The 26,517-nt window shown below is 62.2% G+C and carries 28 protein-coding genes; 7 read left to right on the forward strand and 21 right to left on the reverse strand.

Annotation, left to right across the window (positions count from 1 at the left end):
- Positions 1-258 precede the first annotated feature (258 nt).
- The 10 genes from HJB82_RS28140 to HJB82_RS28185 all read right to left on the reverse strand — a co-directional run bounded on the left by HJB82_RS28140 (position 259) and on the right by HJB82_RS28185 (position 11,194).
- Positions 259-2,082, reverse strand: coding sequence for a methyl-accepting chemotaxis protein (locus tag HJB82_RS28140; protein WP_221142133.1), 1,824 nt, complete (start codon positions 2,080-2,082; stop codon positions 259-261).
- 416 nt (positions 2,083-2,498) lie between these two features.
- Positions 2,499-2,960, reverse strand: a complete 462-nt coding sequence (locus tag HJB82_RS28145; RefSeq protein ID WP_207583152.1) for a plant virulence effector HPE1-like domain-containing protein — start codon at positions 2,958-2,960, stop codon at positions 2,499-2,501.
- A gap of 93 nt (positions 2,961-3,053) precedes the next feature.
- Positions 3,054-4,337, reverse strand: coding sequence for a phosphoribosylamine--glycine ligase (purD, locus tag HJB82_RS28150; RefSeq protein WP_207583151.1), 1,284 nt, complete (start codon positions 4,335-4,337; stop codon positions 3,054-3,056).
- A gap of 65 nt (positions 4,338-4,402) precedes the next feature.
- Positions 4,403-6,337, reverse strand: coding sequence for a DUF2207 domain-containing protein (locus HJB82_RS28155; RefSeq protein WP_221142135.1), 1,935 nt, complete (start codon positions 6,335-6,337; stop codon positions 4,403-4,405).
- Positions 6,338-6,375: 38 nt separating this feature from the next.
- The gene (locus tag HJB82_RS28160) at positions 6,376-7,638 is read right to left on the reverse strand and encodes a 3-phosphoshikimate 1-carboxyvinyltransferase (protein WP_207583149.1); all 1,263 of its coding nucleotides are present in this window, start codon (positions 7,636-7,638) and stop codon (positions 6,376-6,378) included.
- Positions 7,639-7,728: 90 nt separating this feature from the next.
- Positions 7,729-8,280 carry a LemA family protein gene (locus tag HJB82_RS28165; protein ID WP_207583148.1) on the reverse strand — a complete coding sequence of 184 codons (552 nt, stop codon included), beginning with the start codon at positions 8,278-8,280 and terminating at the stop codon, positions 7,729-7,731.
- A 61-nt stretch (positions 8,281-8,341) separates the two neighbouring features.
- A complete protein-coding gene (locus HJB82_RS28170) occupies positions 8,342-8,893 on the reverse strand; it encodes an AAA family ATPase (protein ID WP_221133253.1) in 552 nt (183 codons plus the stop codon).
- Complete coding sequence (locus tag HJB82_RS28175) at positions 8,890-9,846, reverse strand: glycine--tRNA ligase subunit alpha (RefSeq protein ID WP_221142137.1); 957 nt, start codon at positions 9,844-9,846, stop codon at positions 8,890-8,892. The genes HJB82_RS28170 and HJB82_RS28175 overlap by 4 nt, the downstream gene beginning before the upstream one ends.
- A gap of 277 nt (positions 9,847-10,123) precedes the next feature.
- Entirely contained in the window at positions 10,124-10,315 is a 192-nt protein-coding gene (locus HJB82_RS28180; RefSeq protein WP_207583145.1) for a hypothetical protein, read from the reverse strand.
- 18 nt (positions 10,316-10,333) lie between these two features.
- Positions 10,334-11,194 (reverse strand): S49 family peptidase, encoded by an 861-nt coding sequence (locus HJB82_RS28185; protein WP_221117948.1) that lies wholly within the window; start codon positions 11,192-11,194, stop codon positions 10,334-10,336.
- 196 nt (positions 11,195-11,390) lie between these two features.
- Between HJB82_RS28185 and HJB82_RS28190 the strand changes: the two genes are divergently transcribed.
- On the forward strand, positions 11,391-12,731 hold the full coding sequence (locus HJB82_RS28190) for an Nramp family divalent metal transporter (RefSeq protein ID WP_207583143.1): 1,341 nt from the start codon (positions 11,391-11,393) through the stop codon (positions 12,729-12,731).
- A 152-nt stretch (positions 12,732-12,883) separates the two neighbouring features.
- Here HJB82_RS28190 and HJB82_RS28195 read toward each other — a convergent pair whose 3' ends face one another.
- The 3 genes from HJB82_RS28195 to HJB82_RS28205 are packed head-to-tail and all read right to left on the reverse strand — an operon-like array spanning position 12,884 to position 14,203.
- Positions 12,884-13,150 carry a hypothetical protein gene (locus HJB82_RS28195; RefSeq protein ID WP_207583142.1) on the reverse strand — a complete coding sequence of 89 codons (267 nt, stop codon included), beginning with the start codon at positions 13,148-13,150 and terminating at the stop codon, positions 12,884-12,886.
- 41 nt (positions 13,151-13,191) lie between these two features.
- Complete coding sequence (locus HJB82_RS28200; RefSeq protein ID WP_221142138.1) at positions 13,192-13,968, reverse strand: tRNA1(Val) (adenine(37)-N6)-methyltransferase; 777 nt, start codon at positions 13,966-13,968, stop codon at positions 13,192-13,194.
- Positions 13,969-13,975: 7 nt separating this feature from the next.
- Positions 13,976-14,203 (reverse strand): DUF2007 domain-containing protein, encoded by a 228-nt coding sequence (locus HJB82_RS28205; protein WP_007632954.1) that lies wholly within the window; start codon positions 14,201-14,203, stop codon positions 13,976-13,978.
- Positions 14,204-14,311: 108 nt separating this feature from the next.
- On the opposite strand from HJB82_RS28205, the gene HJB82_RS28210 reads away from it, so the two are divergent.
- The 4 genes from HJB82_RS28210 (at position 14,312) to moaB (ending at position 18,751) form a co-directional block, all read left to right on the forward strand.
- Positions 14,312-15,328 carry a polyprenyl synthetase family protein gene (locus HJB82_RS28210; protein WP_207583140.1) on the forward strand — a complete coding sequence of 339 codons (1,017 nt, stop codon included), beginning with the start codon at positions 14,312-14,314 and terminating at the stop codon, positions 15,326-15,328.
- A gap of 132 nt (positions 15,329-15,460) precedes the next feature.
- A complete protein-coding gene (locus HJB82_RS28215; RefSeq protein ID WP_207583139.1) occupies positions 15,461-17,293 on the forward strand; it encodes a tetratricopeptide repeat protein in 1,833 nt (610 codons plus the stop codon).
- Positions 17,294-17,303: 10 nt separating this feature from the next.
- On the forward strand, positions 17,304-18,200 hold the full coding sequence (locus HJB82_RS28220) for a 4-(cytidine 5'-diphospho)-2-C-methyl-D-erythritol kinase (RefSeq protein ID WP_221142140.1): 897 nt from the start codon (positions 17,304-17,306) through the stop codon (positions 18,198-18,200).
- Positions 18,200-18,751, forward strand: coding sequence for a molybdenum cofactor biosynthesis protein B (gene moaB, locus HJB82_RS28225; protein ID WP_221142142.1), 552 nt, complete (start codon positions 18,200-18,202; stop codon positions 18,749-18,751). Before HJB82_RS28220 ends, moaB begins: the two co-directional genes overlap by 1 nt.
- 82 nt (positions 18,752-18,833) lie before the next feature.
- Here moaB and HJB82_RS28230 read toward each other — a convergent pair whose 3' ends face one another.
- Both HJB82_RS28230 and HJB82_RS28235 read right to left on the reverse strand, forming a co-directional pair.
- Positions 18,834-19,148 (reverse strand): hypothetical protein, encoded by a 315-nt coding sequence (locus HJB82_RS28230; protein ID WP_207583136.1) that lies wholly within the window; start codon positions 19,146-19,148, stop codon positions 18,834-18,836.
- Between the two features lie 183 nt (positions 19,149-19,331).
- A complete protein-coding gene (locus HJB82_RS28235) occupies positions 19,332-19,850 on the reverse strand; it encodes a glycosyl transferase (RefSeq protein ID WP_221142144.1) in 519 nt (172 codons plus the stop codon).
- Between the two features lie 139 nt (positions 19,851-19,989).
- On the opposite strand from HJB82_RS28235, the gene HJB82_RS28240 reads away from it, so the two are divergent.
- Entirely contained in the window at positions 19,990-21,147 is a 1,158-nt protein-coding gene (locus HJB82_RS28240) for a PA0069 family radical SAM protein (protein WP_221142146.1), read from the forward strand.
- A 246-nt stretch (positions 21,148-21,393) separates the two neighbouring features.
- Positions 21,394-22,083 carry a ribonuclease HII gene (locus HJB82_RS28245; RefSeq protein ID WP_221133251.1) on the forward strand — a complete coding sequence of 230 codons (690 nt, stop codon included), beginning with the start codon at positions 21,394-21,396 and terminating at the stop codon, positions 22,081-22,083.
- Between the two features lie 294 nt (positions 22,084-22,377).
- Here the strand turns inward: HJB82_RS28245 and HJB82_RS28250 are convergent, their stop codons facing one another.
- The 6 genes from HJB82_RS28250 to HJB82_RS28275 all read right to left on the reverse strand — a co-directional run bounded on the left by HJB82_RS28250 (position 22,378) and on the right by HJB82_RS28275 (position 26,483).
- Entirely contained in the window at positions 22,378-22,869 is a 492-nt protein-coding gene (locus HJB82_RS28250; RefSeq protein WP_207583132.1) for a F0F1 ATP synthase subunit B, read from the reverse strand.
- A 3-nt stretch (positions 22,870-22,872) separates the two neighbouring features.
- The gene (locus HJB82_RS28255) at positions 22,873-23,496 is read right to left on the reverse strand and encodes a F0F1 ATP synthase subunit B (protein ID WP_207583131.1); all 624 of its coding nucleotides are present in this window, start codon (positions 23,494-23,496) and stop codon (positions 22,873-22,875) included.
- A gap of 77 nt (positions 23,497-23,573) precedes the next feature.
- Positions 23,574-23,801, reverse strand: a complete 228-nt coding sequence (locus tag HJB82_RS28260; protein ID WP_207583130.1) for a F0F1 ATP synthase subunit C — start codon at positions 23,799-23,801, stop codon at positions 23,574-23,576.
- 68 nt (positions 23,802-23,869) lie between these two features.
- Complete coding sequence (locus HJB82_RS28265; protein ID WP_207583129.1) at positions 23,870-24,622, reverse strand: F0F1 ATP synthase subunit A; 753 nt, start codon at positions 24,620-24,622, stop codon at positions 23,870-23,872.
- A 63-nt stretch (positions 24,623-24,685) separates the two neighbouring features.
- The gene (locus tag HJB82_RS28270) at positions 24,686-25,018 is read right to left on the reverse strand and encodes an AtpZ/AtpI family protein (RefSeq protein WP_207583128.1); all 333 of its coding nucleotides are present in this window, start codon (positions 25,016-25,018) and stop codon (positions 24,686-24,688) included.
- Between the two features lie 271 nt (positions 25,019-25,289).
- Positions 25,290-26,483, reverse strand: coding sequence for a cell wall hydrolase (locus HJB82_RS28275; RefSeq protein ID WP_221142148.1), 1,194 nt, complete (start codon positions 26,481-26,483; stop codon positions 25,290-25,292).
- Between the last annotated feature and the right edge of the window lie 34 nt (positions 26,484-26,517).

The raw sequence follows: 26,517 nt of genomic DNA on the forward strand, positions 1-26,517 counted from the left end.
ATGGAACGGCGGACGGAGACCCAGGCTCTCCCACGGGCTTGGTGTCCCAAAGGTGCAACGGTCTTCCATCCGCCACCGCAACAGGCAGTACTACGCCAATAGCGGGTAAAGGGAAGTTACAAAGGTGCCGGGCGGATGAGGGGCTGCTCTCGCCGAGCAATTTCATTCATGCTGATAGGCGTCCAAAACGGCACGGCCGCCGGAGAACCGACGGCCGCTAAGAATTTGGTGATGAAACGCCGATTGTCCCCGCGCCGTTTAAGCGGCGCGGCGACCCTGATGCATGGCCGGAGCAATGTTTTCGCCACTGACGCGGAAGCCGCGGATGAGATCGATCAGCTCGTCGGTGTCGGTGGCCAGCGTTTCCGCCGAGGCCGTGGTCTCCTCGGCCATGGCGGCGTTCTGCTGGGTGGCGGCGTCGAGCTGGTTCATCGACGACGAGATCGAGCGCAGCGTTGTGTCCTGTTCGGAGGCGCTGTGGGCGATCTTGGCGACGATCTCGTTGGCAGCCTTGATCTGGTCGGAGATGCGCTTCAGCGCCTCGCCAGCCTCGCCGACCAGTCGGACGCCATGGTCGACCTGGCTGGAAGAACGAGCAATCTGGTCCTTGATCTCCTTGGCCGCAGCGGCGGAACGCTGGGCAAGTTCGCGGACTTCCTGGGCGACGACCGCAAAACCCTTGCCGGATTCGCCGGCGCGGGCCGCCTCGACGCCGGCATTCAGCGCCAAAAGGTTGGTCTGGAAGGCGATCTCGTCGATGACGCCGATGATCTTGGTGATCTCCGAGGACGACTTCTCGATGCCGCTCATCGCTTCGATCGCCTGGGTGACGATCGCATCGCTGTGGGTGGCTTCGGTGCTGACCGAATGGACACGTTTGCTCGCCTCATGGGCGCCGTCGGCCGTCTGGCGGACGGCGACGGTGAGTTCGTCGAGGGCCGCCGAGGTTTCCTCGAGGCTTGCCGCCTGGCGCTCGGTGCGCTGCGACAATTCGTTGGAGGCGCGGCGGATCTCTTCCTTGCTGGTGCCGATATCGGTACCCTTGGCGCTGACCTTGGCCATGGCGGCTTCGAGATGCGACAATGCATCGTTGAAGTTGTCGCGAAGGGCGGCATATTTCTGGCCGAGATCGGCGCAGCGGACGGTGAGATCGCCACGCGCAATCATCTCCAGCGCCTGGCCGATCGTCGTCACCACCCGGGCCTGGAGCGTCGCTTCGTCCTGTTGCTGGCGCAGGTTGTTCTCGCGCTCGTTTTCCAGCGCCAGCTGCTGGGCCGCCTCGCGATCCGACATCGCATGGCGTTCCCTGATCTTTTCTTGCAGCGACTGCGTCGCCTTGGCCATCATCCCGACTTCGTTGTTCATGCCGGTATGCGGAATGGCGATGGAAACGTCCTCTTCGGCCACCGCCTTCAGGGCGGCATGGACGCTGTTGAGAGGGCCCGAAATGCCGCGGATGACGACATAAGCGGCCAAAATAGCAAGGAAGAACAGTATGATGCTGCCGGACAAGGCGGTCAGGATCGTGCTGTTGATCTGGGCATCGAGATCTTCCATGTAGACGCCGGTGACGACGACGACCTTCCAAGGGTCGAAGGCCAGTGCATAGGCCGTCTTACGAAAATCGCCAGCCGGCTGACCCGGTTTGGCTGTGGAATAATATTCGACGAGACCGCCACCCTGCTGCCCGAGCCTGACCAGCTCTTCGCGATAGAGCTTGCCCTTGCTGTCCGGCTGGCCCTTGTTGATCTGCCCGACTTTCGAGGCATCGAAGTGGAACATCATCTGGATGTCGTAGCTATAGCCGAAGAAATAGCCATCGGGATCGTATTTCATTGCATTGACGGTGGCGTAGGCCTGCTTCTGGGCGTCCTCAAGCGTCATTTCGCCCGCGGTGACCTTGGCCTGGTAAAGCTTGAGAACAGAGACCGCCGACTGAACTTCGGAACGGAGCATGTCATAGCGCTCCTTGTAGATCGCATCGACCGAGGAGCGGATCTGCAGGGACGTGGCGATCGCGAAGGCGATCATCAGGCCGATGACCAGCAATATGAGCTGCTTCGATATTTTGAGATTTTTCATGAATCCTCGCAACGGGAATGGTGGGGCATTCCGGTGCGGTCTTCTACCGCTTGTGCGAGCGCGCCCAAGAAGACGACGCGTCTACCGCTGCTAAAAACAACATGCTGCGACCGGTGAGTAACAATTGAGGCTTATCCGATAAGAAAGCTTTAATTTTACTGTTTACGACGCGAATTCCCTAAAAATCTGGGGGCACCGACAAAGCAGAACCGCCGGACGTTCATCCGGCGGTCTGCAAGGGCCGAAATCCGCGCCCATTTTTCCGCATATGTTCCAAAACAGGAATGCACCCTCGCTTCTCTTCGAGGATGCATCCGGTCCACCGAAGTGGAACCCCAAGCGATCGAAACCTTGATCAGGCAGGGGCAGGGAACTTTCGTCTTTACGCAATTCCGGACGTTAAAACCGAAGTTGCTTTAAAAACGCATCTTGAATTCGGAAACGTTAAGCGTCGCCGGTTGTTCCGCCATGCCGGCGGCAACGGGCTTGGTGTCGCTTCCGATGACGGCTGCGGTCGTCGCGCTCATATCGATGCCATCGGCAGGCGGGGTCGGCGGCATGGCCGCAATGATCGCTTCCGGGGTCGCCTTGCTGACGAAGACTACGGGTGAGCCGCCCATCCAGCCTTCGGTGCGATAGATCTTCTTTTCGCCGCCGACATCGCGGACTTCACTGGCCTGGAGGACGCCGGGCTTAAGTTCCGGCACCTTATAGTCCTTCTTGACGAGTTCGGCCTGCAGCGGCGGGCAATTGACACAGGTTTCGGTGACGATGCTGCCGTCAGCGTGCGGCGCGGTCTTGCCGATCACCTCGATCGAGGACGCCATCGCCGAACCTGCCATCAGCAGGATTGCCGCACCGAGGAAAATCTGACGCATCAACGCACCTCCGTCTCACTGTGAGAGCGGTATAGCGCAGCTTTGTTTCCATCCCGTCAGGGGAAAGGGTAAAAATTTAAAGAACGCCGCGGTTTATACTTTGTCCGAGCCCGTTTCGCGCTCGATCGCCCGCCAGCCGATGTCGCGCCGGCAAAAGCCGTTTTCCCACCTCACCCGGTCGAGCAGCGCGTAGGCGCGGTCCTTGGCGTCGGCCACCGTGCCGCCCGAGGCGGTGACGTTCAGCACGCGGCCGCCGGTCGCAACCAGCGCGCCGTCCTTGAGACCCGTGCCGGCATGAAACACCTTCTCGCCCTCGCCTGCCTCGGGCACGGAGAGGATGGGCGTATTCTTCGCGTAGGCGCCGGGATAGCCTTTGGAGGCCATGACCACTGTCAGCGCCGGATCGTCATTCCATTCCGCCTTCAGCTGATCGAGCGTGCCGTTGGCGGTGGCAAGCAGCAGCGGCAGCAGATCGCTCTTCAACCGCATCATCATCACCTGGCATTCGGGATCGCCGAAGCGGACATTGTATTCGATGAGTTCCGGCCCCTTCCTGGTGATCATCAGCCCGGCGAAAAACACGCCGGAGAAGGGATGACCGCTCTCAGCCATGCCGCGGATCGTGGGCTCGATGATCTCCTTCATGGTGCGCTCGACCATTTCGGCAGTCATGACAGGCGCCGGCGAATAGGCGCCCATGCCGCCGGTATTGACGCCGGTATCGCCCTCGCCCACCCGCTTGTGATCCTGGGCGGTTGCGAGCGGCAGCGCGTTCTTCCCGTCGCAGAGGCAGAAGAAGCTTGCCTCCTCGCCATCGAGATAGGCTTCGACGACGACTTCGGCGCCGGCTTCGCCAAAGGCGCCCTCGAAGCAGTCGTCGACGGCCGCCAAGGCTTCATCCAGAGTCATCGCAACCGTCACGCCCTTGCCGGCGGCAAGGCCGTCAGCCTTGACGACGATCGGCACGCCTTCAGCGCGGATATAGGCTTTGGCCTTCGGCCCATTGTTGAAGCGCTGGTAGGCGCCCGTCGGAATGCCGTAGCGGGCGCAGATATCCTTGGTGAAGCCCTTCGAGCCCTCGAGTTGGGCGGCGGCGGCGGAGGGGCCGAAGACCGTCAGACCGTCGGCGCGCAGCCGGTCGGCAAGGCCGGCGACCAGCGGCGCTTCCGGGCCGACGACGACGAAATCGATCGCCTTCTCTCGGCAGAAAGCGGCGACTGCTTCATGATCCTCGATATTCAAGGGCACGAGGATGGCGTGTTCGCCTATGCCGGGATTGCCGGGTGCGGCGTAGAATTCCGTCATCAACGGCGATTGCGCCAGCTTCCAGGCGAGCGCATGCTCGCGTCCGCCCGATCCGATCAACAGAACCTTCATGCGCCACCCTTTCCTTTTGCCTCTGGCGGTTAAGGGCCAAGGGCCGAAAGGTCAAGCGGGAAAGCTTACCAGCCGCCGCCCCCACCGCCTCCGCCACCCCCGCCGGACGAACCGCCGCCGGAAAAACCGGAGGACGAACTCGAGGGCGGCGGCGCAGGGATCGTCGAGGCGATGGTCGAGGCCATCGACGAGGAAAAGCCGCCGATGCGGTCGGAAAAGCTGCCGCTGTTGAAATTGCCGGAATACCAGGCGGGCGCATAGGCGGCAGCCGCACCGGCCGCGGCGGCTGCAAGCCAGGTCTCGAAGGTGCGCGACCAGGGTTTTTCGACCCCAAGCGCCACGGCATAAGGCAGCAGCGTCTCGAAATGCCGCGGCGACATTTGCGGGGCGCCCGCCGTGTTCATCCGGTCTTTCTCGGCCAGCGTCAAATATTGGCGCAAGCCGTCTATGCCATCCATCATCTTGGCGCCGAGCGGGGTCGGCGCGCTCATGATGAAGAAATAGAGGATGTTCAAAAGCACGATGCCGCCGACGGCAAAGAGCATCGGCGTTTCATGCAGTTCCACCAGCGACGAGGCAAGCGCCATAACGACGACCGCAAGAATGCTGATGCCGACGAAAACGCCGACCGCGGTGGCGATGATGGCGATGATCTTGCCGAACAGCGACGTGCCGCGATGCAGCGACCTGACGAGGGCGGCAGCGAACACGGCAACAAAAACCGCGATGGCGGTCGGGATCAGCATCAGCGCGATCGTCTCCGGTTCCAGCGAGCCAAAGACGAACAGCGCCACCAGGGCGGCGGCGCTGAGCGCGATGCCGCCTGCGGTATAACCGAGGTTGGAATTGTAATATTTGCCGCGGTGCTCCTTCTCGATCGCCGAACGGAAGGCCTGGCCGACGGATTTGACCCGCTCGCCATTGGCCTTGTCGATCGCCAGTGTCGAACCCGCACCGCCGGCAACCTTCAGCAATTCGATTTCGCCGGCCTGGAATTTCTCCTTGCCGAGCGCTTTACCGGTACCTTGGATGACGATTGAATTCTTCAGGTCTTCGAGCTTGACGTAACCGCGGACGGCAAGATTGAGCGCCGTGGCCGACAGCGCGGTCCAGCCCTCGCCGGAGAAGCCCTTATTGTCGATGTAGTTGACCAGCGCCGGCGAGATGCCATCAGGTGCGTCCCAGCGCGGCACGACGACGCCGCGGGCGGGATCGCGGCCGACTTTCAGCCAGGACCAGGTGTAATAGGCGAAAACCAGGATCAGACCGCCGAAGCCGATGAAATAATTACGGTTGTCCTTCAGCCACCATGTGCTTTCCATATCCGCGCTCGGCGGATCGATCGACCCTTTCGGCATGCGGATCGCGAAAGTCAGGCCCTCATTGGCGTCAAGCGGCGCGGTCGTTGCAAAGACCAGGCCGGCGCCGGTCTCGTCGACGCTGGCGTTCTTTCCCGTCCCGCCCTGAGGGCCGGTAAAGAAGACCGTGTCGGTGGCGGTAACACCCGGCGGCAGCGTCACCGTCGCCGTGGCCGAGCGGATCGGGAAGATCCAGCCATTGCCGGTGACGTTCCAGTAGAGTTCGGCATGATCGTCGAAATAGCGGATCTGGCGGTTGGTCCGGTAGGTGAAGACATAACGATGACGACCCGGCGTCACCCTCACGTCGGCAGAACCGGCATAGATGCGGATGCCGCCCGAAATCGATTCGGTATGCCAGGGCTCATCCGCGCCGTCGCGCTGCACCGAGACCATATTGAAATCGACGCTGCGGCGACGCTCTGCGGCATCGGTGAAGTAGAGCGGGAAATCACGAAAGATGCCGTGATTGATCTGGTTACCCTCGGCATCGACGGTGATCGTTTCCGTCACCGTCATCGCGCCGCTCTTTTCGAGTACGATGTCGGAGGCGAAACTGTCGATGACCTCGGCGGCAAAGGCCGCCGGAGCAGCGAACATCAACAGCAGTGCAAAACAAAACCCGAAAAACCGACGCCCCATCCCTGTCTCCCCGCCGGCAGCCTCGGCTGCACGTTACCTCAATCTTTGTCCTGATATGTCACGCCGAGGGCGGCGAGCGTCCGCCAATAGGCGGGGAAGGTCTTGCCGACGCAATCGGGATCGAGAATGGTGATGCCGTCGATCTTCAGCCCGGCGAGCGCGAAACTCATGGCGATACGGTGATCGGCAAAGCTGTCGATCTCGGCCGGAAGACGCTGTCCTGCAAGTGCGGGATCGGACTTTACGATCAGATCGTCGCCCTCTTCGCGGGCAAGCCCCGGAACGATACCGTTGAGGCCGGTCGAGAGCGCCCGGATACGATCGCATTCCTTGACGCGCAGGTTGGCGATGCCGACGAAGCGAACCGGCGTCTCGTTGAAGGCGGCAAGCACCGCAAGCGTCGGGACGGCATCCTGCATCTGCGAGCCGTCGATCTCCGCCGGCAGCTGCGGAAAACGGGCGATCATGTCGTAGGCGCGCGCATCCGGCTGCGAAAAGGCGTCGGAGGGAACGCCGAGATCGATCGCGCCGCCGGTCAGGACCTCGGCGGCCCAGAGGTAGGTGGCAGCCGAGGCATCGGGCTCGACGATGAAGTCGGCGGCGCGGTAGCCGGTCGGCTCGACGCGCCAGGTGACGGCGCTGGTCTTTTCGACCTTGGCGCCGAAGGCTTTCATCGCCGCCGTGGTCAGATCGATATAACCGAGCGCGCCGATATCCTCGCCGACCAGTTCGATATCGACCGGCCGGTCGCCGCCGGCCGCCATCATCAGCAGCGCCGAGACATACTGGCTGGACAGACCGCCATCGATGCGGATGCGGTCGGCCTGGAAGCGGCCGGTGCCTTTGACGGTGACCGGCGGGCAGCCGGTTTCGGCGCTCGCATCGATGCCGAGGGTGCGCATCGCCTCGACCAGCGGGCCGATCGGGCGCTTGCGCATATGTTCGTCGCCATCGACGATCACCGTGCCGTCGACCAGGGCGGCCGCGGCCGTCAGGAAGCGCGTCGCCGTGCCGGCATTGCCGAGGAAGAGCGGCGCTTTCGGCGGCAGCAGCCTGCCGCTGCCGGTAACGACGAAGCTGGTATCATCGGGCTCGTCGATCACAACACCCATGGCGCGCAGCGCATCGGCCATATAGCGCGTATCGTCGCTCTTCAGCGCACCGGTCAGCCGGCTCGTGCCCTTGGCGAGGCCGGCGAGCAGCAGCGCGCGATTGGTGATCGACTTCGAGCCCGGCGGCATGGCGCGGCCCGAAAGCGGCTTGCCCGGCGGGATGATCGTGAGTTTGGCTGTGCGTGTCATGCTGAGTCTTCCGTCCATGGGGCGAGCCTTATCGGCCGCAGTCTGCCCCTGCTCTTAATCGCTTTTTCGCAAAGGCAAAATGCCGGATCGTCAGAATTTCACGCTGGGAACGGCGCGGTCGGTCTCGTTGGTGATTTCGAAATATTCCCGCTTGGCAAAACCGAATTGGCCGGCGACGAGATTGGAGGGGAAGCTTTCGACCTTGACGTTCAGGTCGCGGGCGGCACCGTTGTAATACCGCCGCGCCATCTGCAGCTCGCCTTCCATGGTTTCCAGCGAGGCCTGCAGCTCGGCAAAATTCTGGTTGGCCTTGAGATCGGGATAGGCTTCGGCGAGCGCGATGACCCGCCCGAGCGCTTGGCCAAGCAGGCCTTCCGCCTGCGCCCTGCCGGCAACATCGCCTGATGGCACCGCCTGCGCCTTGTTGCGAAGCGAAACCACCTCTTCGAGCGTGGTCTTTTCATGGGCGGCATAACCCTTGACCGTCTCGATCAGGTTCGGGATCAGATCGGCACGGCGCTTCAGCTGCACGTCGATGCCCGACCAGGCTTCCTCCGCCATCTGCCGGGAGCGAACCAGGCCGTTGTAGATAAAGACGACGTAGAGCACGACCAGAACGATGACGCCAAGTGCAATATACATCGCGAATCCCCCGCAGCGAAGTAATGTCCGGGCGGAGACTACGCAGGTTTCCCGGTAGCCGTCAAACGCCGATATCTCCGAGGATTCGGGCCATCGTGTGCTCCGGCGAAAGGCCTGTCGTGTCGATTTCGACGGTGCGTTCAGCCAGTCCGCGCAGCAGTTTATAGTTTGCCCGCAACCGTTGCAGCGTTGCCGTATCCGTCAGCTTGAGCGCCTCGGACCGACCGGGAGAGGCAAGGCGCCTGGCATTCTCTTCCGGCGCACAATCGAGCAGGATCGCCACAAGATTAACGCCTCTTGCGGCAGCCAGATCGCGATACCAGGAGAAGACCGCACTATCATCTGCGTCATCCGAGAGCGCATCGGTGAAGACGAAGCTTTCGGCCGGGTCGGCGCGCACGGCATGGTCGAAAAACGCCTGGCGGATCTGCCCGCGCAGCGATGCGTGCAACGGATCGCTGCGGGAGAACAGAGCCTCGGCCGGATTGAGCAGCGTGTGATTGTCGATGAGCCGCGCGCCGAGCCTTTCAGCCAGCAAACGGCCGACGGTCAGCTTCCCGGTGCCTGGCCAGCCGTTGATATGGACGATACGGCTGGCAGGCTTTTGCGTCACGCCGCCTCTTTCGACAGGTTGACGCCGCCAGCGTCGGTCAGCAGGAAGGCTTCGCCGCAGGCCTTGGCGAGGGTGCGCACGCGCAGGATATAGCTCTGGCGCTCGGTGACGGAGATGACGCCGCGGGCGTCGAGCAGGTTGAAGACGTGGCTGGCCTTGATGCACTGGTCATAGGCCGGGAAGACGCATTTGTGCAGGCGCTGGTTGGCGTTGTCGGCAGGCGCGCCGGCATCGAGCAGCGCCCGGCATTCCTTTTCGGCATCGACGAAGTGGCGATGCAGCATCTCGGTATTGGCGAATTCGAAATTGTGGCGAGAGTATTCCTGCTCGGCCTGCAGGAAGACATCGCCATAGCTGATCTTCTCATCACCTTCGCGGCCGTTGAAGTTCAGGTCGTAGACATTGTCGACACCCTGGACATACATGGCGAGGCGTTCGAGGCCATAGGTCAGTTCGCCAGCGACCGGCGAGCATTCGATGCCGCAGACCTGCTGGAAATAGGTGAACTGCGACACTTCCATGCCGTCGCACCAGCATTCCCAGCCGAGCCCCCAGGCGCCGAGCGTCGGGCTTTCCCAGTCGTCCTCGACGAAGCGGATATCGTGCAGCAGCGGATCGAGACCAATCGCCGAAAGCGATCCGAGATAAAGCTCCTGCAGATTCGCAGGGTTCGGCTTCAGGATGACCTGATACTGGTAATAATGCTGCAGCCGGTTCGGGTTTTCGCCGTAGCGGCCATCGGATGGGCGCCGCGACGGCTGGACGTAGGCGGCCTTCCACGGCTTGGGGCCGAGGGCGCGCAGCGTTGTGGCGGGGTGGAAGGTGCCGGCGCCGACTTCCATGTCGTAGGGCTGCAGCACCGCGCAACCCTTGTCCGCCCAATAGTTATGCAGGGTCAGGATCAGCGCCTGGAAGGAGCGCTTCGGGTTCATATGGTCTGGCATAGCTGACATGAAACGGCACCGATTGCTTAGAGATTATCGGCGCGACAGGTGCCATGGAGGGCGGCAGGGGTCAAGAGTTTTGCGCGGGTGGCAACGCTGTGTGGAGAGAGCCTCTGCCCCTCACCCTAACCCTCTCCCCCTAAACGGGGCGAGGGGACGTGCCCTGCGAGAAGCCAGCGAGGGACGGAGACGTTGCGGCATATCCCCTTCGCCCCGTTTGCGGGGAAAAGGTGGCGGCAGCCGGATGAGGGGCAGCCCCGACGCGCGGCAAGCGGAGCTGTGGCGCCTATTCTCCCTCGCGCTTCAGCCGGTATTCCCCGGTCACCGGATCCTTGACCAGCGTGCCGATCGCGCCGGTCTGGCGCTCTTTCTCAGCCCGGCGCGACTTTTCGGCGAGCTTGCGGGCATCGGAGACGAAGCGGCGATAGAGCCACCAGGCTGAGAAGACCAGGATCAGGATGGTAATAAGCTGCGGCATGACCCTATTCTGCTCCCCTCAAAGCCCGAAACGGCTCCACAATGCTCTTTCTTCCGCCGCTTCGGCAAGCCCTGTGGCAAGACCGGACGCCGCCCCTTCGAGCGACACCGGCGACACGCCGGGAATGCGGCGGCCGAGCAGGCCGCGGCCGGCGGTGACAAGCTCCAGCTTGGTCTTCTGGCCGTAGCGCCGCTTCAATTCCTGGCGCATGTCGCCGAGGCCATCGATGAGGCCGAGCTCAAGGCCGCGGGTGCCGCTCCAGAACAGGCCGGAGAACACCGCCGCATCATCCCGCAGCTTGCCGGCGCGGCGTTCGCGCACCATTGCTATGAAAACCTGGTGGATTTCGAGCTGCAGGCTCTTCAGGTATTCGATGTCCTTTTCCTTTTCGGGCTGGAAAGGGTCGAGGATCACCTTGTTTTCGCCGGCGGTGTAAACGCGGCGCTCGACGCCGATCTTCTTCAAGAGCTCGGGAAAGCCGAACCCGCCGGAAACGACGCCGATCGAGCCGACGATCGAGGTGGCGTCGGCAATGATCTCGTCGCCGGCAAGGGCGATCATGTAACCGCCGGACGCGGCGACGTCCTCGACGAAGACCAGCACCTTCTTCTGCTTCTCGCGAGCGAGTTCCCGAATGCGGGTGAAGATCAGGCGGGACTGGACGGGCGAACCGCCGGGCGAATTGATCGAGATGGCAACCGCCGGCGCGTCCTTCATGGCGAAGGCCTTCTCCAGAACCGGAGCGACATTGGCGAGATTGAGGGCCGGCCGGAACTGGCCGCCGCCGCTGACGATCGCCCCCTGCAGCCGGACGACCGGGATGGTGATGCCGTCCTTGCGGAACCGTTTCGGCAGCAGCTTTCTCAACAATCCAGCCATCTCTTATCCTTCGCTTCGGGTCGCACGATCGTCAATCCGCGATCGGCATCCATGTATGCGCTGGAACGACAAACGCAATGGCTGCGTTCTCGAAACATCGGACCTGAAAACATCGGATTGATTTTGTTGTTGCGAATGACTTGCATTATCATTCTAATTCGTCATAGTGCAGACACGATAAACAGGTGGAAATCGCATGGATGCCCTGAATCCGAATGCAAGAAGCGGCTGGCGGCACGAACGCGGCGAGGCGTCGCTATCGGATGTCTACCGCACCGTCGGAACCGGGCGTCACAGCTCGAGATGGCGGCGGGCGGCCGCCTTCGCCGGACCGGGCTACATGGTCGCCGTCGGTTACATGGATCCCGGCAATTGGGCGACCTCGCTCGCCGGCGGCTCGAAATTCGGCTATGCGCTGCTCACCGTCGCGCTGCTTTCCAACCTGATGGCGATCGTGTTGCAATCGCTCTGCGCACGTCTGGCGATCGCCTCCGGCCGTGACCTCGCGCAGGCCTGCCGCGACGCCTTTCCGAAATATGTCTCGATACCGCTGTGGGCCTTTGCGGAAATCGCCATCATCGCCACCGATATCGCCGAGGTGATCGGCACGGCGATCGGCCTCAACCTGCTGATGGGCATCCCGCTCGAACTTGGTGTGCTGATCACCGCGCTCGACGTCTTCGTCATCCTCTTCCTGCAGAAGCTTGGTTTCCGCTGGGTGGAAGCCTTCATCATTGCGCTGCTCGGCGTCATCGCGGTCTGCTTCGGCGTGCAGATCCTGCTTGCCGACCCGCAATGGGGCGCCGTCGTCACCGGCTTCTTCCCGACGACGGAGATCGTCACCAATCCGGAGATGCTCTATCTGGCGCTCGGTATTCTCGGCGCGACCGTCATGCCGCACAATCTCTACCTCCACTCCGGCATCGTCCAGACACGGGCCTATGGCCATACGGTTCCCGAGAAGAAGGAGGCGCTGACCTTTGCGACGATCGACTCGACGGTGGCCCTGTGCTTCGCCCTGCTGGTCAACGCCTCGATCCTGATTCTCGCGGCTGCCGCCTTCAATGCGCATGGGAAGACCGATGTCGTCGAACTCGGCGACGCCTATTCGCTGCTGTCGCCGCTGCTCGGTCTCGCCATCGCGCCGACGCTGTTCGGCATCGCGCTCTTATGCTGCGGCCTCAACTCGACGGTGACGGCAACACTTGCCGGCCAGATCGTCATGGAAGGCTTCCTGAAGATCAGGCTGAAACCTTGGGTGCGCCGGCTGATCACCCGCGCCATCGCCATCGTGCCGGCGGCGATCGTCACCATCTGGTATGGCGACCAGGGCACGGCGGAGCTTTTGATCCTCACTCAAGTGGTGCTCAGCCTGCAGCTTTCCTTCGCCGTCTTCCCGCTTGTCATGTTCACCGCCAGCAAGGCCAAGATGGGCGAACTCGTCGCGCCGCGCTGGCTGAGCGGCATCGCCTATCTGATCGCAGTCGTCATCGCCGGCCTCAACGTCAAGCTGCTCTTCGACTTCGTCACCGGCTAACGAAAGTGCGGCGCCGGCTGCGTGCGGCGGTCCGGGACTAAGAAACGACAGCGCGGCGCATCGACCTTGGTTGATGCGCCGCGCTTTGATTTGTCCGCCATTCATCGATCGATTTGGATCCACCAGGTCTCTAACTGCGGTTTTCCGACCATTCAGGAGAGTTCCGATTTGGCCAGGAGATGGGCATCGCCGCTGTCGTCTCGGACGGCCACGCCGGATTTCAACATGTCAAGCAGATCGGCGCTGAAGGCTTGCTCGCCGATCTCAGTCGTTAGCTGCAGGATCTCGCTTTGGACCCGATGTCGGTAAAGCGCCACCTGTGCAGCGTCATGCGGGATCCACTGATATCCTTTGTCATTATAGGCAGCAACGATGCGCAGAAGATCGAGCAGGCGCTTCCGCGGGTCGGATATTGTCACAAATCATCCCTCGCCAATGAACAGCTTCGATGCACGCGCTTTCAAAGCCTGGCATAGGCCGCCCAGCCATTGTTGAAATCATCGACGAGAGGGGAGAACTTATGGCTGCCTTCTTCGTGCATGATCAGAGGCGCGCGCAGCGACAGTCGAGCCCGCGATCCCTTGATCGCCGTCATCAGGATACGGACGGCGTTTTCACCCTGGCGCGGATGAATGGTAGTGATCTCGATGCCGCCAAAACGCCGGCCACAGGCGATAACGATCTCGGCGATCGATTGCGGCCTTGCGATCAGCGACAATTGCCCGCCCGAGATCATGATGGCGCCAGCCGTGCGGATCCAGCTTTCAAACAGGCCGTCGGTCATCGCATGGGCTTCGGCCTTCAGCGCATCCGGCGTGCGCCGGTCGCCGGCGTGGTTGAAGGGCGGGTTCATGATGACGTGGTGGAAACTCTCGTCGATGAGACCGGCATCGTTGCGCGCCTTGGCAGTCAGCGTCACATCGGCTTCGACGACGCTGACGCGGGCGGCGAAATGGGCATTTTCGGGCAGAAGGATGCTGCGGCGGGCATAATCGGCCATCTCGGCCGAACGCTCGAAAAGCACCACGTCCGCATCGGCAAGGCGCGAGGCGACGGCAAGGCCGGCAGCACCAGCGCCGGCGCCGAGATCGGCGACCCTGACCGGCCGATCGTCAGCGACGAGGGCGCCAAGCAGCATCGCATCCATGCCGGCGCGATGGCCCCTGCCCTTCGGCTGCACCAGATGGAAGGCGCCGCGATGAAAGGCATCGATGGTTTCGGCAGGCTCCCCGGTCATCGGGCGCTCACTTCCTGTCGCGCAATTCGCCGCCGAGGCCGGCGTCGGTCAGGATGCGGCGCGCCTGATCGGCCATCTCTTCATCCACCAGCAGGCGGCGCGGCAGCATGCCGAGCGAGCCTTCCAGGACGCTCATGCCCTGATCGGCGATGAAGCAGTGAATTCCGGCATCCTTCATCAAACTCTCGGCAAAGGAGAGCAGAACGGGGTCGTTGGCGCGGATAAGTTCATGCATTTGCCGTCGTTTTCCTTCCAATTTCGTCTTGCGCGACAATTCACCCCTTGCCGCGTCCATCGCCCCTTTCTATTGTCAGATGCAAAGAATGAACAGGAGTCCGGGTCGTTGGGCGTGGTCATACCGCTTGAAGAAAGCAAAAACAAACTGGCATCCATCAAGCCATTGGTCGATCTCACCAGGGCGGACATGGAGCGGGTGAACCAGCTCATTCTGTCCAAGGCCGGCTCCGATGTGCAGATGATCCCCGAAGTGGCGAACCATCTGATCTCGTCCGGCGGCAAGCGGTTGCGGCCGATGCTGACGCTGGCGTCCGCCTCGCTGTTCGACTACAGGGGCGAAAACCATGTCAAGCTCGCCACGTCAGTCGAGTTCATGCACACGGCGACGCTGCTGCATGACGATGTCGTCGACGAAAGCGATCTGCGCCGCGGCAAATCGACAGCGCGGATGATCTGGGGCAACCAGGCAAGTGTGCTGGTCGGCGACTTCCTGCTCGGCCAGGCCTTCCGCATGATGGTCGATGTCGGCTCGCTCGATGCGCTCGACGTCTTGTCTTCCGCTGCCTGCGTGATCGCCGAAGGCGAGGTGCTGCAGCTTTCCGTCGCCAAGAACATGGAGACGACGGAGGACGATTATCTCTCTGTCATCCGCGCGAAGACGGCCGCCCTCTTTGCCGCTGCCGCCGAAGTCGGGCCGATCGTCGCCGAGGCCGGTCGCTCCGGTCGCAATGCATTGAAATCCTATGGGATGAATCTGGGGCTTGCCTTCCAGCTCGTCGACGACGCGCTCGACTATGGCGGCAAGGCGGCCGATCTCGGCAAGAATGTCGGCGACGATTTCCGCGAGGGCAAGATCACCCTGCCGGTCATTCTCGCCTATCGCCGCGGTACCGAGGACGAGCGCGCCTTCTGGCGCGATGCGATCGAAGCCGGCAACAGCACCGACGCGAACCTCGAAAAAGCGCTCGGGCTGATCACCAAATACGGCACGCTCGCCGACACGATCGGCCGCGCGATCCATTACGGCACGATCGCAAGGGACGCGCTTGCGCCCCTGCCCGATACGGTATGGAAATCCGCCCTGATGGAAGTGATCGATTTCTGCATCGAGCGTGTCAACTGATCACACATGCTCGATTGCGGGCTGATTTTCTTGCAGCGCCGCTTCAAAAAAGCCATCCTGTTATGAATCAGTGAGCGCAACTGGTTTGCGACCGGCACCAGTGTCGGGACGCTGTCGAAGAAAGGTTTCCTAATGCGGCAGAGAATTGCCATCCGTCTTCTTACGAGCGCAGCGCTTGCCGCTGTCCTTTCGCTGGGCGGCGTCGGCGGTGTCAACGCCGAGGATGCGGCCAAGGCGAGTGAAGCCGGAACAACCGACAGCTTCGATGCCGATAGCGTTACCACTTTCTCCGGCGCCTTCCTCGCGGCGCGCACGGCCGATGTCGACCATGACTATGAAACGGCGATCGAACTCTACAAGAAGGCGCTGCAGATCGAGCCCGGCAATCCCGAGATCCGCCAGCGGCTGATGATCTCGCTGCTGCTCAATGGCGACATCAAGGACGGCGTCAAATATGCCAACGACCTGAAGGGCGATCCGTCCGTCGAGCGCATTACCACGATCGTGCGCGGTATGGATGCCGTGCGCCGTGATGACTACAAGACCGCCGAGACCATCCTCAAATATAACGGGCCGAACGATCTCGATCGGATGATGAACGACCTGCTGCTCGCCTGGGCTCGCGTCGGCGCCGGCCGCGGCAAGGAAGCGCTCGTCATGGTCGAGAAGATGAAGGGGCCGGACTGGGTCGGCATCTTCCAGAATTATAATGCAGGCGCGATCGCCATCACCACCGGCGACGTGAAATCCGCCCGAAAGCATCTGAACGATGCCGTGCTCGACAAGGAGGGAGGTGCGACGGCGCCCGACACCTTCATGCGCGCAGTGATGGCACTTGCACGCCTCGAGGCAATACAAGGCAATAAGCAGAAGGCGCTCGACGCCGTCTCCGTCGGCGACAATCTGCTGCCGAACTATGCGCCGTTGAACGCGCTGCGCGCCAGTATCGAAAAAGACGAAAAGCAGGAACAGCAGGTCAAGACGGCCGAAGAAGGGGCCGCCGGCGTGCTGTTTTCGGTCGGCGGCGCGCTGAACCGCGACGGCGCCGAGGATATCGTCTCGCTTTACCTGCAGACCGCCAATGCGCTCGACCCGAACAGCGCCGATACGCTGGTGCTGCTCGGCGGCATCGCCGAGAAGCAGAACCAGATGGACCGCGCCATCGCGCTCTACAAGAAGGTGCCGGAGAATTCGCCGATGCGGCGCATCTCCGAACTGCAACTCGGCCTCGCCCTTGCCCAGGGCGGCAAGGTAGACGAGGCGCGCAAGCACCTGCAGGCGCTGATCGCCTCCGACCCGAAGGATATCCGCAGCTACCTCGCCTATGGCAGCGTGCTCTCCGACGCCAAGGACTACGAGGCGATGGCGGCCAATTACGACAAGGCCGTCGAAGCGATCGGTCCGATTCCCGGCCGTGCCAACTGGAGCGTCTTCTTCCAGCGCGGCATCGCCTATGAGCGGCTGAAGAAGTGGGACCAGGCGGAACCGAACTTCCGCAAGGCCCTGGAGCTCAATCCCGACCAGCCGCAGGTGCTGAACTATCTCGGCTACTCCTGGATCGACATGAACCGGAACCTCGACGAAGGTCTCGGCATGATCAAGAAGGCCGTCGACCTTCGCCCAGACGATGGCTACATCATCGATTCGCTCGGCTGGGCCTATTTCCGCCTCAACCGCTTCGACGACGCCGTCGACGAACTGGAACGGGCAGCACAGATCAAGGCCGGCGACGCCACGATCAACGACCATCTCGGCGATGCCTATTGGCGCGTCGGCCGCAAGCTCGAAGCCGTTTATCAGTGGAACCGGGCGCTCGCCTCCGAACCCGAAGCCGCCGAGGTCCCGAAGATCAAGGAAAAGGTCGCCAACGGCCTGCCTGCCGCCAGCGACGATGCCAAAGCGGCCGACAAGAAGCAGCCGGATCCGGCACCGGTCACCCCGCCGCCGGTCGACAAGAAATCCTGACGGGCGAGACATGCCTGACGAGGGCATATCAGGCGCTTTCAGTGTCACCGAAGAGGCTCGCGCGAAGATCAACCTCGCTTTGCATGTGACGGGCCAGCGGGCAGATGGTTATCATCTGCTCGATATGCTGGTCACTTTCGCAGATTGCGGCGATCGGCTGAGCTTCTTGCGCGCGCCGGCCGACGCGTTCTCCCTGTCGGGCCGTTTCGGCGAGACGCTTGCCGGCGACGGCGAAGCCAATCTGGTGCTGCGGGCGCGTGATTTGTTGCGCGCGGCGGTCGGCCCCCTCGCCTTCCCCGTTCACATCCACTTGGAAAAGAACCTGCCGATCGCCTCCGGCATCGGCGGCGGCTCAGCCGATGCGGCCGCGACGCTGCGCGGGCTGATGCGGCTCTGGGAGACGACCTTGCCCGTGGAGACGCTCGCGCCCTTGGCGCTGCAGCTCGGCGCCGACGTGCCGATGTGCCTTGAGAGCCGGCCGCTGATTGCCCACGGCATCGGTGAACAGATCGAAGCCGTGCCGGATCTGCCCGCGTTTGCCATGGTGCTCGCCAACCCGCTGAAGGGTGTCTCGACGCCCAAGGTTTTCCGCCGACTGCCGACAAAGAACAATCCGGCTCTGAACCTCGCTCCGGGTCTTCGTGGGGCTACCGGCTGGCTCGCGGCGATTGGCGCTGCCCGTAACGACCTGGAACCGCCGGCGCGCGATCTCGTGCCTGAGATTGCGGCAATCTCGGCGATGCTGCAGGCGCGCGGCGCGCTTTTGGCTCGCATGTCCGGTTCCGGCGCCACCTGTTTCGGGATCTTTGCCAGCATGACGGCCGCGCAAGATGCGGCGGCAGCTCTTCACGCCGAGCGGCCCGACTGGTATTTTCAGGTAACGGAAACGGTTTCAGGAGGCATGTGATGGCTGGTCTGGAAGAAAAGCGGCCCTTCGTCGCCGTCGGCATCGCGATTCTCACAGTTTCGGATACGCGCACCCCGGAGACGGACAAGTCAGGCGACACGCTGGCGGAGCGAATTGCCGAGGCGGGCCACAGGCTGGTCGACCGAGCGATCGTGCCTGACGATCGGGAGAAAATTGCAGCCCGGGTGAAGGCCTGGACCGAACGGGACGAGATCGACGTCGTCATCACCACCGGCGGCACCGGCTTCACCGGCCGCGATGTGACGCCTGAGGCGCTGGAACCTTTGTTCGAAAAGCGCATGGACGGCTTTTCCGCCATCTTCCACCGCATCTCCTATGAGAAGATCGGCACGGCGACGATCCAGTCGCGCGCTACGGCAGGCGTTGCCAACGCCACCTTCATCTTCGCGCTGCCGGGCTCGCCCGGCGCCTGCCGGGATGCCTGGGACGGCATTTTGAAAGGGCAGCTCGACTACCGCAGCGCGCCGTGCAATTTCGTCGAAATCATGCCGCGTCTGGACGAGCATTTGAAACGCGGCGCGGCGAAATAATGCATGTCGCCCGGGAGTGTGCCGCGGTTCCGGGATACCGACATTCATAAAACAACTAAAGCGGGCCGCGCTTTTGAATTCGCTATATGGCAAGGCCCGGCAAAGCGGGCATCGTTTCCCAGCTGTCACCCGACAGCAGGATGCAGCTGATGCCATGAACATCCGTGACGACGAGCGTCCAGGTTCCGCTTTCGGCGGCATAGACCTCGAGAACGGCGTTCTGGTTGACCAGGCCGACTGCCGTCAGCTTTTCAGCGAAGTTCCTGTCGAGGAAATTGACGACGTCGGATCGGCCTGCGCAACTGAGCATCGTCTGCGATGCTGCCGAATGCGGATGCGCGATCATCAATGTCGGCAATATGACGGCCAGCAGGCCGTAGACCATACCGTGTGCCATGACGCACCTCCTTTCGCCGGGACCCCGGCAGAAGAGGAGATTTTCGCTGACCTGTTCTGCCGTCCACCGGCATTCCATGGCCATCCGTTGCGAAGCGAGGCGCTTCGGCGGCGCCATCGACGAATTATAGCGCAAAATTCCATTGGGCGCCATCTTTGCGCGATGACGGGAGGAGCGCGAATATTACCGCGCGGCTCTGGCGACCCAGGAGGGAATCAGTTCGCTCGCGAGCTTGCGTGGCTTCTGACCCTTGGCGAACTCAGCAAGGCGCATGCCGCTATGGGCAGCGGCGAGCGCCTGTTTCTTCGGCATCAGCAAACCAAGCTCCAGCGGCGGCACGGCGCGGCCGAGGCGGCGGAGGAACGGGCGCCGGTAGCCACGCGAGGCGGTGAAACGCGCCGGCAGCTTGTTCAGCGCGACATATTCGGCGATCTCGTCGATCCAGCCGGCCTGGGGTCTGGCGCCCGGCTCGACGAAAAGCAGCCATTCGCCGCGGGCCGAGCGGACGATGTCCTTGATATCCCACTGCGAATGAAAACGGCAGCCGGCGGCGTCGGCGAGCCGCGAGGTGCCGTCGCGCGAGCCGTGATCGAGCACGACCACATCGCTGACGAGCCCCTCCACCGCGCCTGCCACCAATACCGATAGGGTCTGCGCCAGCTCAGATTCCTGATCCTGACATTCGAGAACAACCGTCAACATTGCCTATTCATAATGCGCCGCACAAAATTTTGCCAGCGGCGTTTTCCGCATTTTGTTCTTGCATTGTTCTTGTTTTGCGGATAGGAATTTAATCATCAAAACGGGCGGGAGCGATGGCTTTCCGTCACGGGAGAATCCGATGAGAGAGCAGTCCCTGGCAGGGCAGGCCGCATTCGCGCCTGCCAACACAGCAGATATTGCCGATGCGATGATGGTGTCTTCCGGCCTGCGGATCGAGGTCGATCGGCGGCGCGGGCGTGGGGCGGGACTGAACCCGACCGGGCGGTTCGAGGCGCTGCAGCGGGAAACCTTCGATGACGGGTGGCAGACGCTGGAAGAGCTTCCGCCGTTCAAGACCGACGTGCAGATCGAGAAACCCCGCACGGCCATCACCCGCAACGAATCGCCGGATATTCCCTTCGACCGATCGATCAATCCCTATCGTGGCTGCGAACATGGCTGCATCTATTGTTTCGCGCGGCCGACACATGCCTATATGGGGCTCTCGGCGGGGCTCGATTTCGAGACGAAGCTCTTTGCCAAGCCGGATGCGGCAAAACTGCTGGAGCGGGAACTCGCCAAACCGGGTTATAAGGTGCGGGCGATCGCGATCGGCACCAATACCGACCCCTATCAGCCGATCGAGAAGGAGTGGCGCGTCATGCGCGGCATTCTTGAGGTCTTGAACAAGGCGAACCATCCGGTATCGATCGTCACCAAGTCGGCGATGATCCTGAGGGATCTCGATATTCTGCAGGATATGGCGGCGAAGAACCTGGTGCGCGTCGGCATCTCCGTGACCACGCTCGACCGCAAGCTTGCCCGGACGATGGAGCCGCGCGCCGCCACGCCGCCGCGCCGGCTGGAGACCATTCACACGCTGTCGGAAGCAGGCATCCAGACGGCTGTGATGGCCGCCCCGCTGATCCCGGCGCTGAACGATCACGAGCTGGAACGCATCCTCGAATCGGCCAAGGCTGCCGGCGCAGCCGAGGCGAGTTATGTCATCCTGAGGCTGCCGCTCGAGGTCAGCCCGCTGTTTCGCGACTGGCTGCTGCAGCACTACCCCGATCGTTACCGGCATGTGATGTCGCTGGTGCGCTCGATGCGCGGCGGCAAGGATTATGATGCCGAATTCGGCAAACGTATGAAGGGCGCCGGTCCCTATGCCTGGCAGATCGCCCGGCGCTTTGAAATGGCGGCAAGACGTTTCGGCCTGACGCGACGCGGCATGCCATTGCGCGACGACCTGTTCGTGCCGCCTGATGGTAGCGGCGTGCAACTGTCACTGCTGTAACCGTTTGTTTTACGCAATTCTGGGCAACAGCGCTTCGCGCTTTGCCCCGGGGAAAACCGCAAGGCACTTTTCCTGCAATTGCTTGAAGCTTGCGCATCGGCCCATCGAGAAACCGCCCTGTTTTCGAGCTCCGAGCGCAATTCCCGCGGATGGGCCTGACCGCCACCATCCGCCGGACCCGGTCCCCGACCGCCGCCCTGATCGGGGACTTGCGGGCAATCGGGTTGGCGTGCGAGGTTCAGCCGCATGAAACCTCGCACGCCACCCGATTCTCCGCTGCTTTTCCAAGCGGTTCCGCTGGTGCCGGATTTCCGGCTGGAGCTCAAAGCCCGCAAGGCCGGCCACTGGCCGGTCGCCGGCGCCGACGAGGCAGGCCGCGGGCCGCTGGCCGGGCCGGTCGTCGCAGCCGCCGTCATCCTCGATCCGAAGCGCATCCCTGAGGGTCTGAACGATTCCAAGCAGCTTTCGGCGCAACGGCGCGAGGAGTTGTTCGTGCAGATCCTGGCGACCGCCACCGTCTCCATCGCCTCCTCCAGCTCGACCCGCATCGACGAGACCGATATCCGCAAGGCGAGCCTCGACGCCATGCGCCGCGCTATCTGCGGCCTCGCCATTCCGGCAAGCTACGTGCTGACCGACGGGCTAGACGTGCCGCCCGGCCTCGATTGCCCCGGGCAGGCTGTGGTCAAGGGTGATGCCCGTTCAGTCTCGATCGCTGCCGCCTCGATCGTCGCCAAGGTAACGCGCGACCGGATGATGGCCCGGGTCCATCGGGTGTTTCCGGACTACGGCTTTGCCGCCCATGTGGGATACGGCACGGCGCAGCACCGCGCCGGTATCGAAAAACATGGCCCGTGCTCCCTGCACCGGATGAGTTTTCGGCCGCTGCGCAAGGTCGAGGATGGTCCTGAGATGGACGAGCTGATTTCCGAATAGGCCTGATCAAAAGAAAAGACCTTGGCCTCCGGACTGTCGAGCGCTTGCCCCTCATCCACTGCCGGCACCTCTCCCCGCTCGCGGAGCGAAGGGACAAGCCGCACCCGCTTCCTTAACCTCAAAGCCGCGTTTGGCACGTTCCCTCGCCTCGTTTACTGGTAGAGAGTTAGGGTGAGGAGCAGTCTTCGGCGCCAAGCCGACAGCCGTGGCGCACAGCTTGGGATAGATAAAAACGTCTGCCAACAAGAAAGGCCGGGACATGCCCGGCCTTCGATCTCAATCTTTTCGAAGCGCTCAGTTGAGCCGCGTCTTGACCTGGCCGACGGCATTGCCGAAGAGTTCGGACTGGACCTTGGCGTCGGCCTGCTTGGCAAGCACCGTTTCGGCGGCGGCGATTGCGAGATCGACGGCAGCGGAACGCACCGCCTTGATCGCCTCGGCCTCGGCCTGCTTGATCTTCTGCTCGGAAACCGCCGTGCGATTGGCGACGAATTCTTCCGTCTTCATCTTCGCCTCAGTGGTCAGCATTTCGGCTTCGCGCTCGGCAGCGGCTACGATGTGGGCAGCTTCGGCTTCCGCTTCCTTGCGCTTGCGCTGGTATTCGGCGAGCAGGTGCTGGGCCTCCTCGCGCAGGCGCTTGGCTTCGGCCAATTCGTTGCGAATCTGGTCGGCACGGTCGTCGAGCGACCTTGCCATCATGCCCGGAACCTTCAGATAAACCACCAGGGCCAGGAAGAGGACGAGGCCGACAAAGGCGAAGAAAGTCGCGTCAAAGGCAAATTCCATCGATCAAGCCTCCTTCTTGGCCGCCGCGACGGCAGCGGCAACATCGGCCTTGGCTACGGTGCCGCCGATCAGCTGATCGACCACGGCAGCCGCGGTTTCCTCGGCAATGGTGCCGACGTCGGCAAAGGCCTTGGCCTTGATCTCGCCGATGCGGAGCTCGGCAGCCTTGATCTTTTCCGACAGGCTCGCCTCGACAGCGCGGCGATCCTCTTCGGCCTTGGCCTTGGCGGCATCGCGTGCGGCAGCGCCGATCGCGTTGGATTTGGCGCGGGCAGCGGCCAGTTCACCTTCATAGGTCCGGACGGCAGCGTCGGCTTCCGCCTTCAGGCGGCCTGCTTCCTCCAGATCCTGGGAAAGGCGCGTGTGACGCTGATCGAGGATCGCCCCGATGCGCGGCGCGATGACCTTTTGCATGAGCAAATAGAAGACGCCGAACGTGATCACCAGCCAGAGCAGCTGGGACGCGAAGGTCGTCGAATCGAAAGGCGGGAAAGGGCCGCGGGCGTGTCCGCCTTCGGCAACACCGGTCTCGGTATGGACCTCGCCTGCGGCCGGAGCGGCATGCGCATCCGTACCCGTCGCTGCCGCCGGTGCTTCTTCAGCGTAAGCCGGGGTCACAAAAAACATTCTCACCTCCAGGTGGACTGCAAATGCAAAGGATCACGGCTTGCGGTCGCAGGCCGTGATCCATCTATTCGCCGATATCAGACGGCGAAGAGGAGGAGGAGAGCGATGAGCAGCGAGAAGATGCCCAGAGCTTCCGTAACGGCGAAACCGAATACCAGACGGCCGAACTGGGCGTCAGCGGCAGACGGATTGCGCAGTGCGCCGGAGAGGTAGCTGCCGAAAATATTGCCGAGGCCGAGAGCCGTACCGGCCATACCAAAGCAAGCCAGGCCTGCACCGATGTACTTTGCTGCTTCCGCTTCCATGTTGAACTCCTTTGAAATGGTTGTTGCGGCGAATGACTGACGCCCTCGAGACGTCGATGTCGTTATCCTTAGTGCCCGCCCGGATGGATTGCGTCGTTGAGGTACATGCAAGTCAGCACCGCGAAGACGTAAGCCTGAAGGAAGGCGACGAGGAACTCGAGACCGGTCAGGGCGACGGTCATGATGAGGGGAAGAACGGCGCCGCCGACACCGAGAGCACCCAGGGTTCCAAGCGAGGCGACGAAGCCTGCGAACACTTTGAGCGTGATGTGACCAGCGAGCATGTTGGCGAAAAGACGAACCGAGAGTGAAATCGGCCGCGACAGGAAGGAAATGATTTCAATCGTCACCACCAGCGGCAACAGCGCGACCGGCACGCCCTGCGGCACGAAGAGATTGAAGAAGCGGAAGCCGTGCTTATAAAAACCGTAGACGACGACGGTGCCGATGACGAGCAGGGCAAGGGCGAAGGTCACGATGATCTGGCTCGTCACCGTGAAGAAATACGGGAACATGCCAAGCAGGTTCGCCGTCAGCACGAACATGAAGAGCGAGAAGACCAGCGGGAAGAATTTCATTCCCTGCTTGCCCGCGCCTTCCTTCAACATGTTGGCGATGAATTCATAGGACATTTCCGCGACCGACTGCGAACGGCCCGGCACGATGGCACGGTTTGAGGTCGCGAAATAAAGGAAGCCGACGGCAACGGCAGCGGAAGCGGCCATGAAGAGCGATGCATTGGTGAACGAAAAATCAATTCCGCCGATTTCGATCGGCACAATCTTCTGGATCAGGAACTGATGAGTCGGATCGTTAGACACCGCTTGTTCTCTCTCTTTGGCCCGCAGGACGCGGGGTCATTGCACTGGACCGGAACCCGGTCCCTATTTCTTGTCGTCGTCCAGGGGATGGGCCACCACCCCCGCAGAACGCAGCACGTTCAGAACGCCGGCACAGAATCCGAGAAGCAGAAGAACAATCATCCCCCAAGGCGCCGTGCCAACAAAACGGTCGAAGACATAGCCAAGGACGGCACCGACGACGATGGCGGAAATGAACTCGCTGGAAAGCTTCATCGCCTGGGCATAACCTTTGCGGCTTACCTCGGCACGAGCTTCCCTGGCCTCGTCCTTCCCCGTCTCGACACGCTTGGTCGCGAGTTTCGCTTCCAGTTGCGTACGGCGCTTTTCAAGACTTTCCTCGCGGTCGTCCGCCATGGATCTCTCCTCGCTTGCCCGTTGCCCGCACTCCCGCTACCCCGGTCATTCGGACCCCGGACGCGAAGGGTGAGACCCTTCCGGCCCGTTCTGAAGTCGCGCGCAACATAGTTTTAGGGATTAGCATAGTCAAGGCGTAGACAGCTTCTGTCCAGCGAGAAAATAATTTCATCGAATCAAAGAGATAAACCGATTTTGGGTCGATCGCTTAAATTCGATGGAAAGAATCCGCTTTTGAGCCCGGTAAATCAGCTTGTGCAGGCGATTTATCTCAGCTCCAGCCGCCGCCATAGGTGCGATAGAAGACGTGAAGACCGATGCGGCCGACCTTTTCCATGGTCTTTGCCCATTTCGGCCTGACATAGACGGCATGGTAATGAGTCGCCGAGCCCACCGGCGGCAGCCAGATTTTGCCGGCGGTCACCGCCATCGCCACATCGCGAGCCATCCGCCAGTGGTATTCCGAGTTCACCCGGTCCTTGATGCTGTCGCAGGCGAAGGAAAACTGGCAGCGGTTGCGCCAATCTTCGTTCTGGTAGACGACGCCGCAGATGGTTTTCGGATAGGAAGGGTTGCGGACGCGGTTGAGGATGACCTGGGCGACTGCCGCCTGGCCCTTCACCGATTCCCCACGCGCCTCGAAATAGATGCCGGAGGCAAGGCACTGCTGTTCGCGGGCGGAAAAGACGCTCGGCGCCAATATGCTTGCGGCCCAGGCATGGTCGCGCGGGCCGATCTCCGGAACGAAGCGGCCGCTGTCCTGCTCGGTCAGTATGGAATCGAAGGGCGACTGGCGGGAATAGTCGGGTGCGGCCGGCCCATAGGCAGTGGCAAGCACATCGGCCTTGTCGCTGGTGACGAGGCTTGCAAGCATCGCCGGCACGCCATCATCGGTCACCACCGGCAGCTTCTTATAGAAAGATGTGGCGATCTCGATTTCTTTGCCCTGGATCTTCGGCTTGACGAAGGCCGACCTGTCCTTGAGATCGAAGCTCGGGGTGAACAGCATCTTGGTGCGCTCGAGGATAGAGCCGGCGGAAAAGTCCTTCGGCGGCTGCATCCTCTCGACGGCGACGACGCGGCCCTTCTTGGTGGCGCGGTTGACGCGATCCTCGTCCGGCGTGTCCTCGTGGCCCTTGTCCTTGGCGGTGCCCTTGTCTTTGGCAGTGAAAGCAACCTTGCGGCCATCGGGAAGCACCATGCCGGCCCCTGACGAGATCGTGCCTGTCACCGTCGGGTCGGCGAAGGCAAGTTCGGCCTGATGGATGGAACCGGCCGGCGAATTGGTCAGCACCATGCGCCAGTTCCCACCCTCATGATCGAGGCCGGCAAGCATGGCGGCGAGATCGGCATGGGACGTGACGCTCGGGAAGATCAGCCAGCAGGCAAGCCCGAAGATCATCGGCGATACCCAGTTCTCGGGGAAAAGACGCAGCTTGCTACGGGAAGAGCTCTTTCGACGCAAAACCAACTCCGGCAATGGAACGCGGGATCATTCC

This window comes from Rhizobium sp. NZLR10 (genome assembly GCF_019685125.1).
Lineage (GTDB): Bacteria > Pseudomonadota > Alphaproteobacteria > Rhizobiales > Rhizobiaceae > Rhizobium.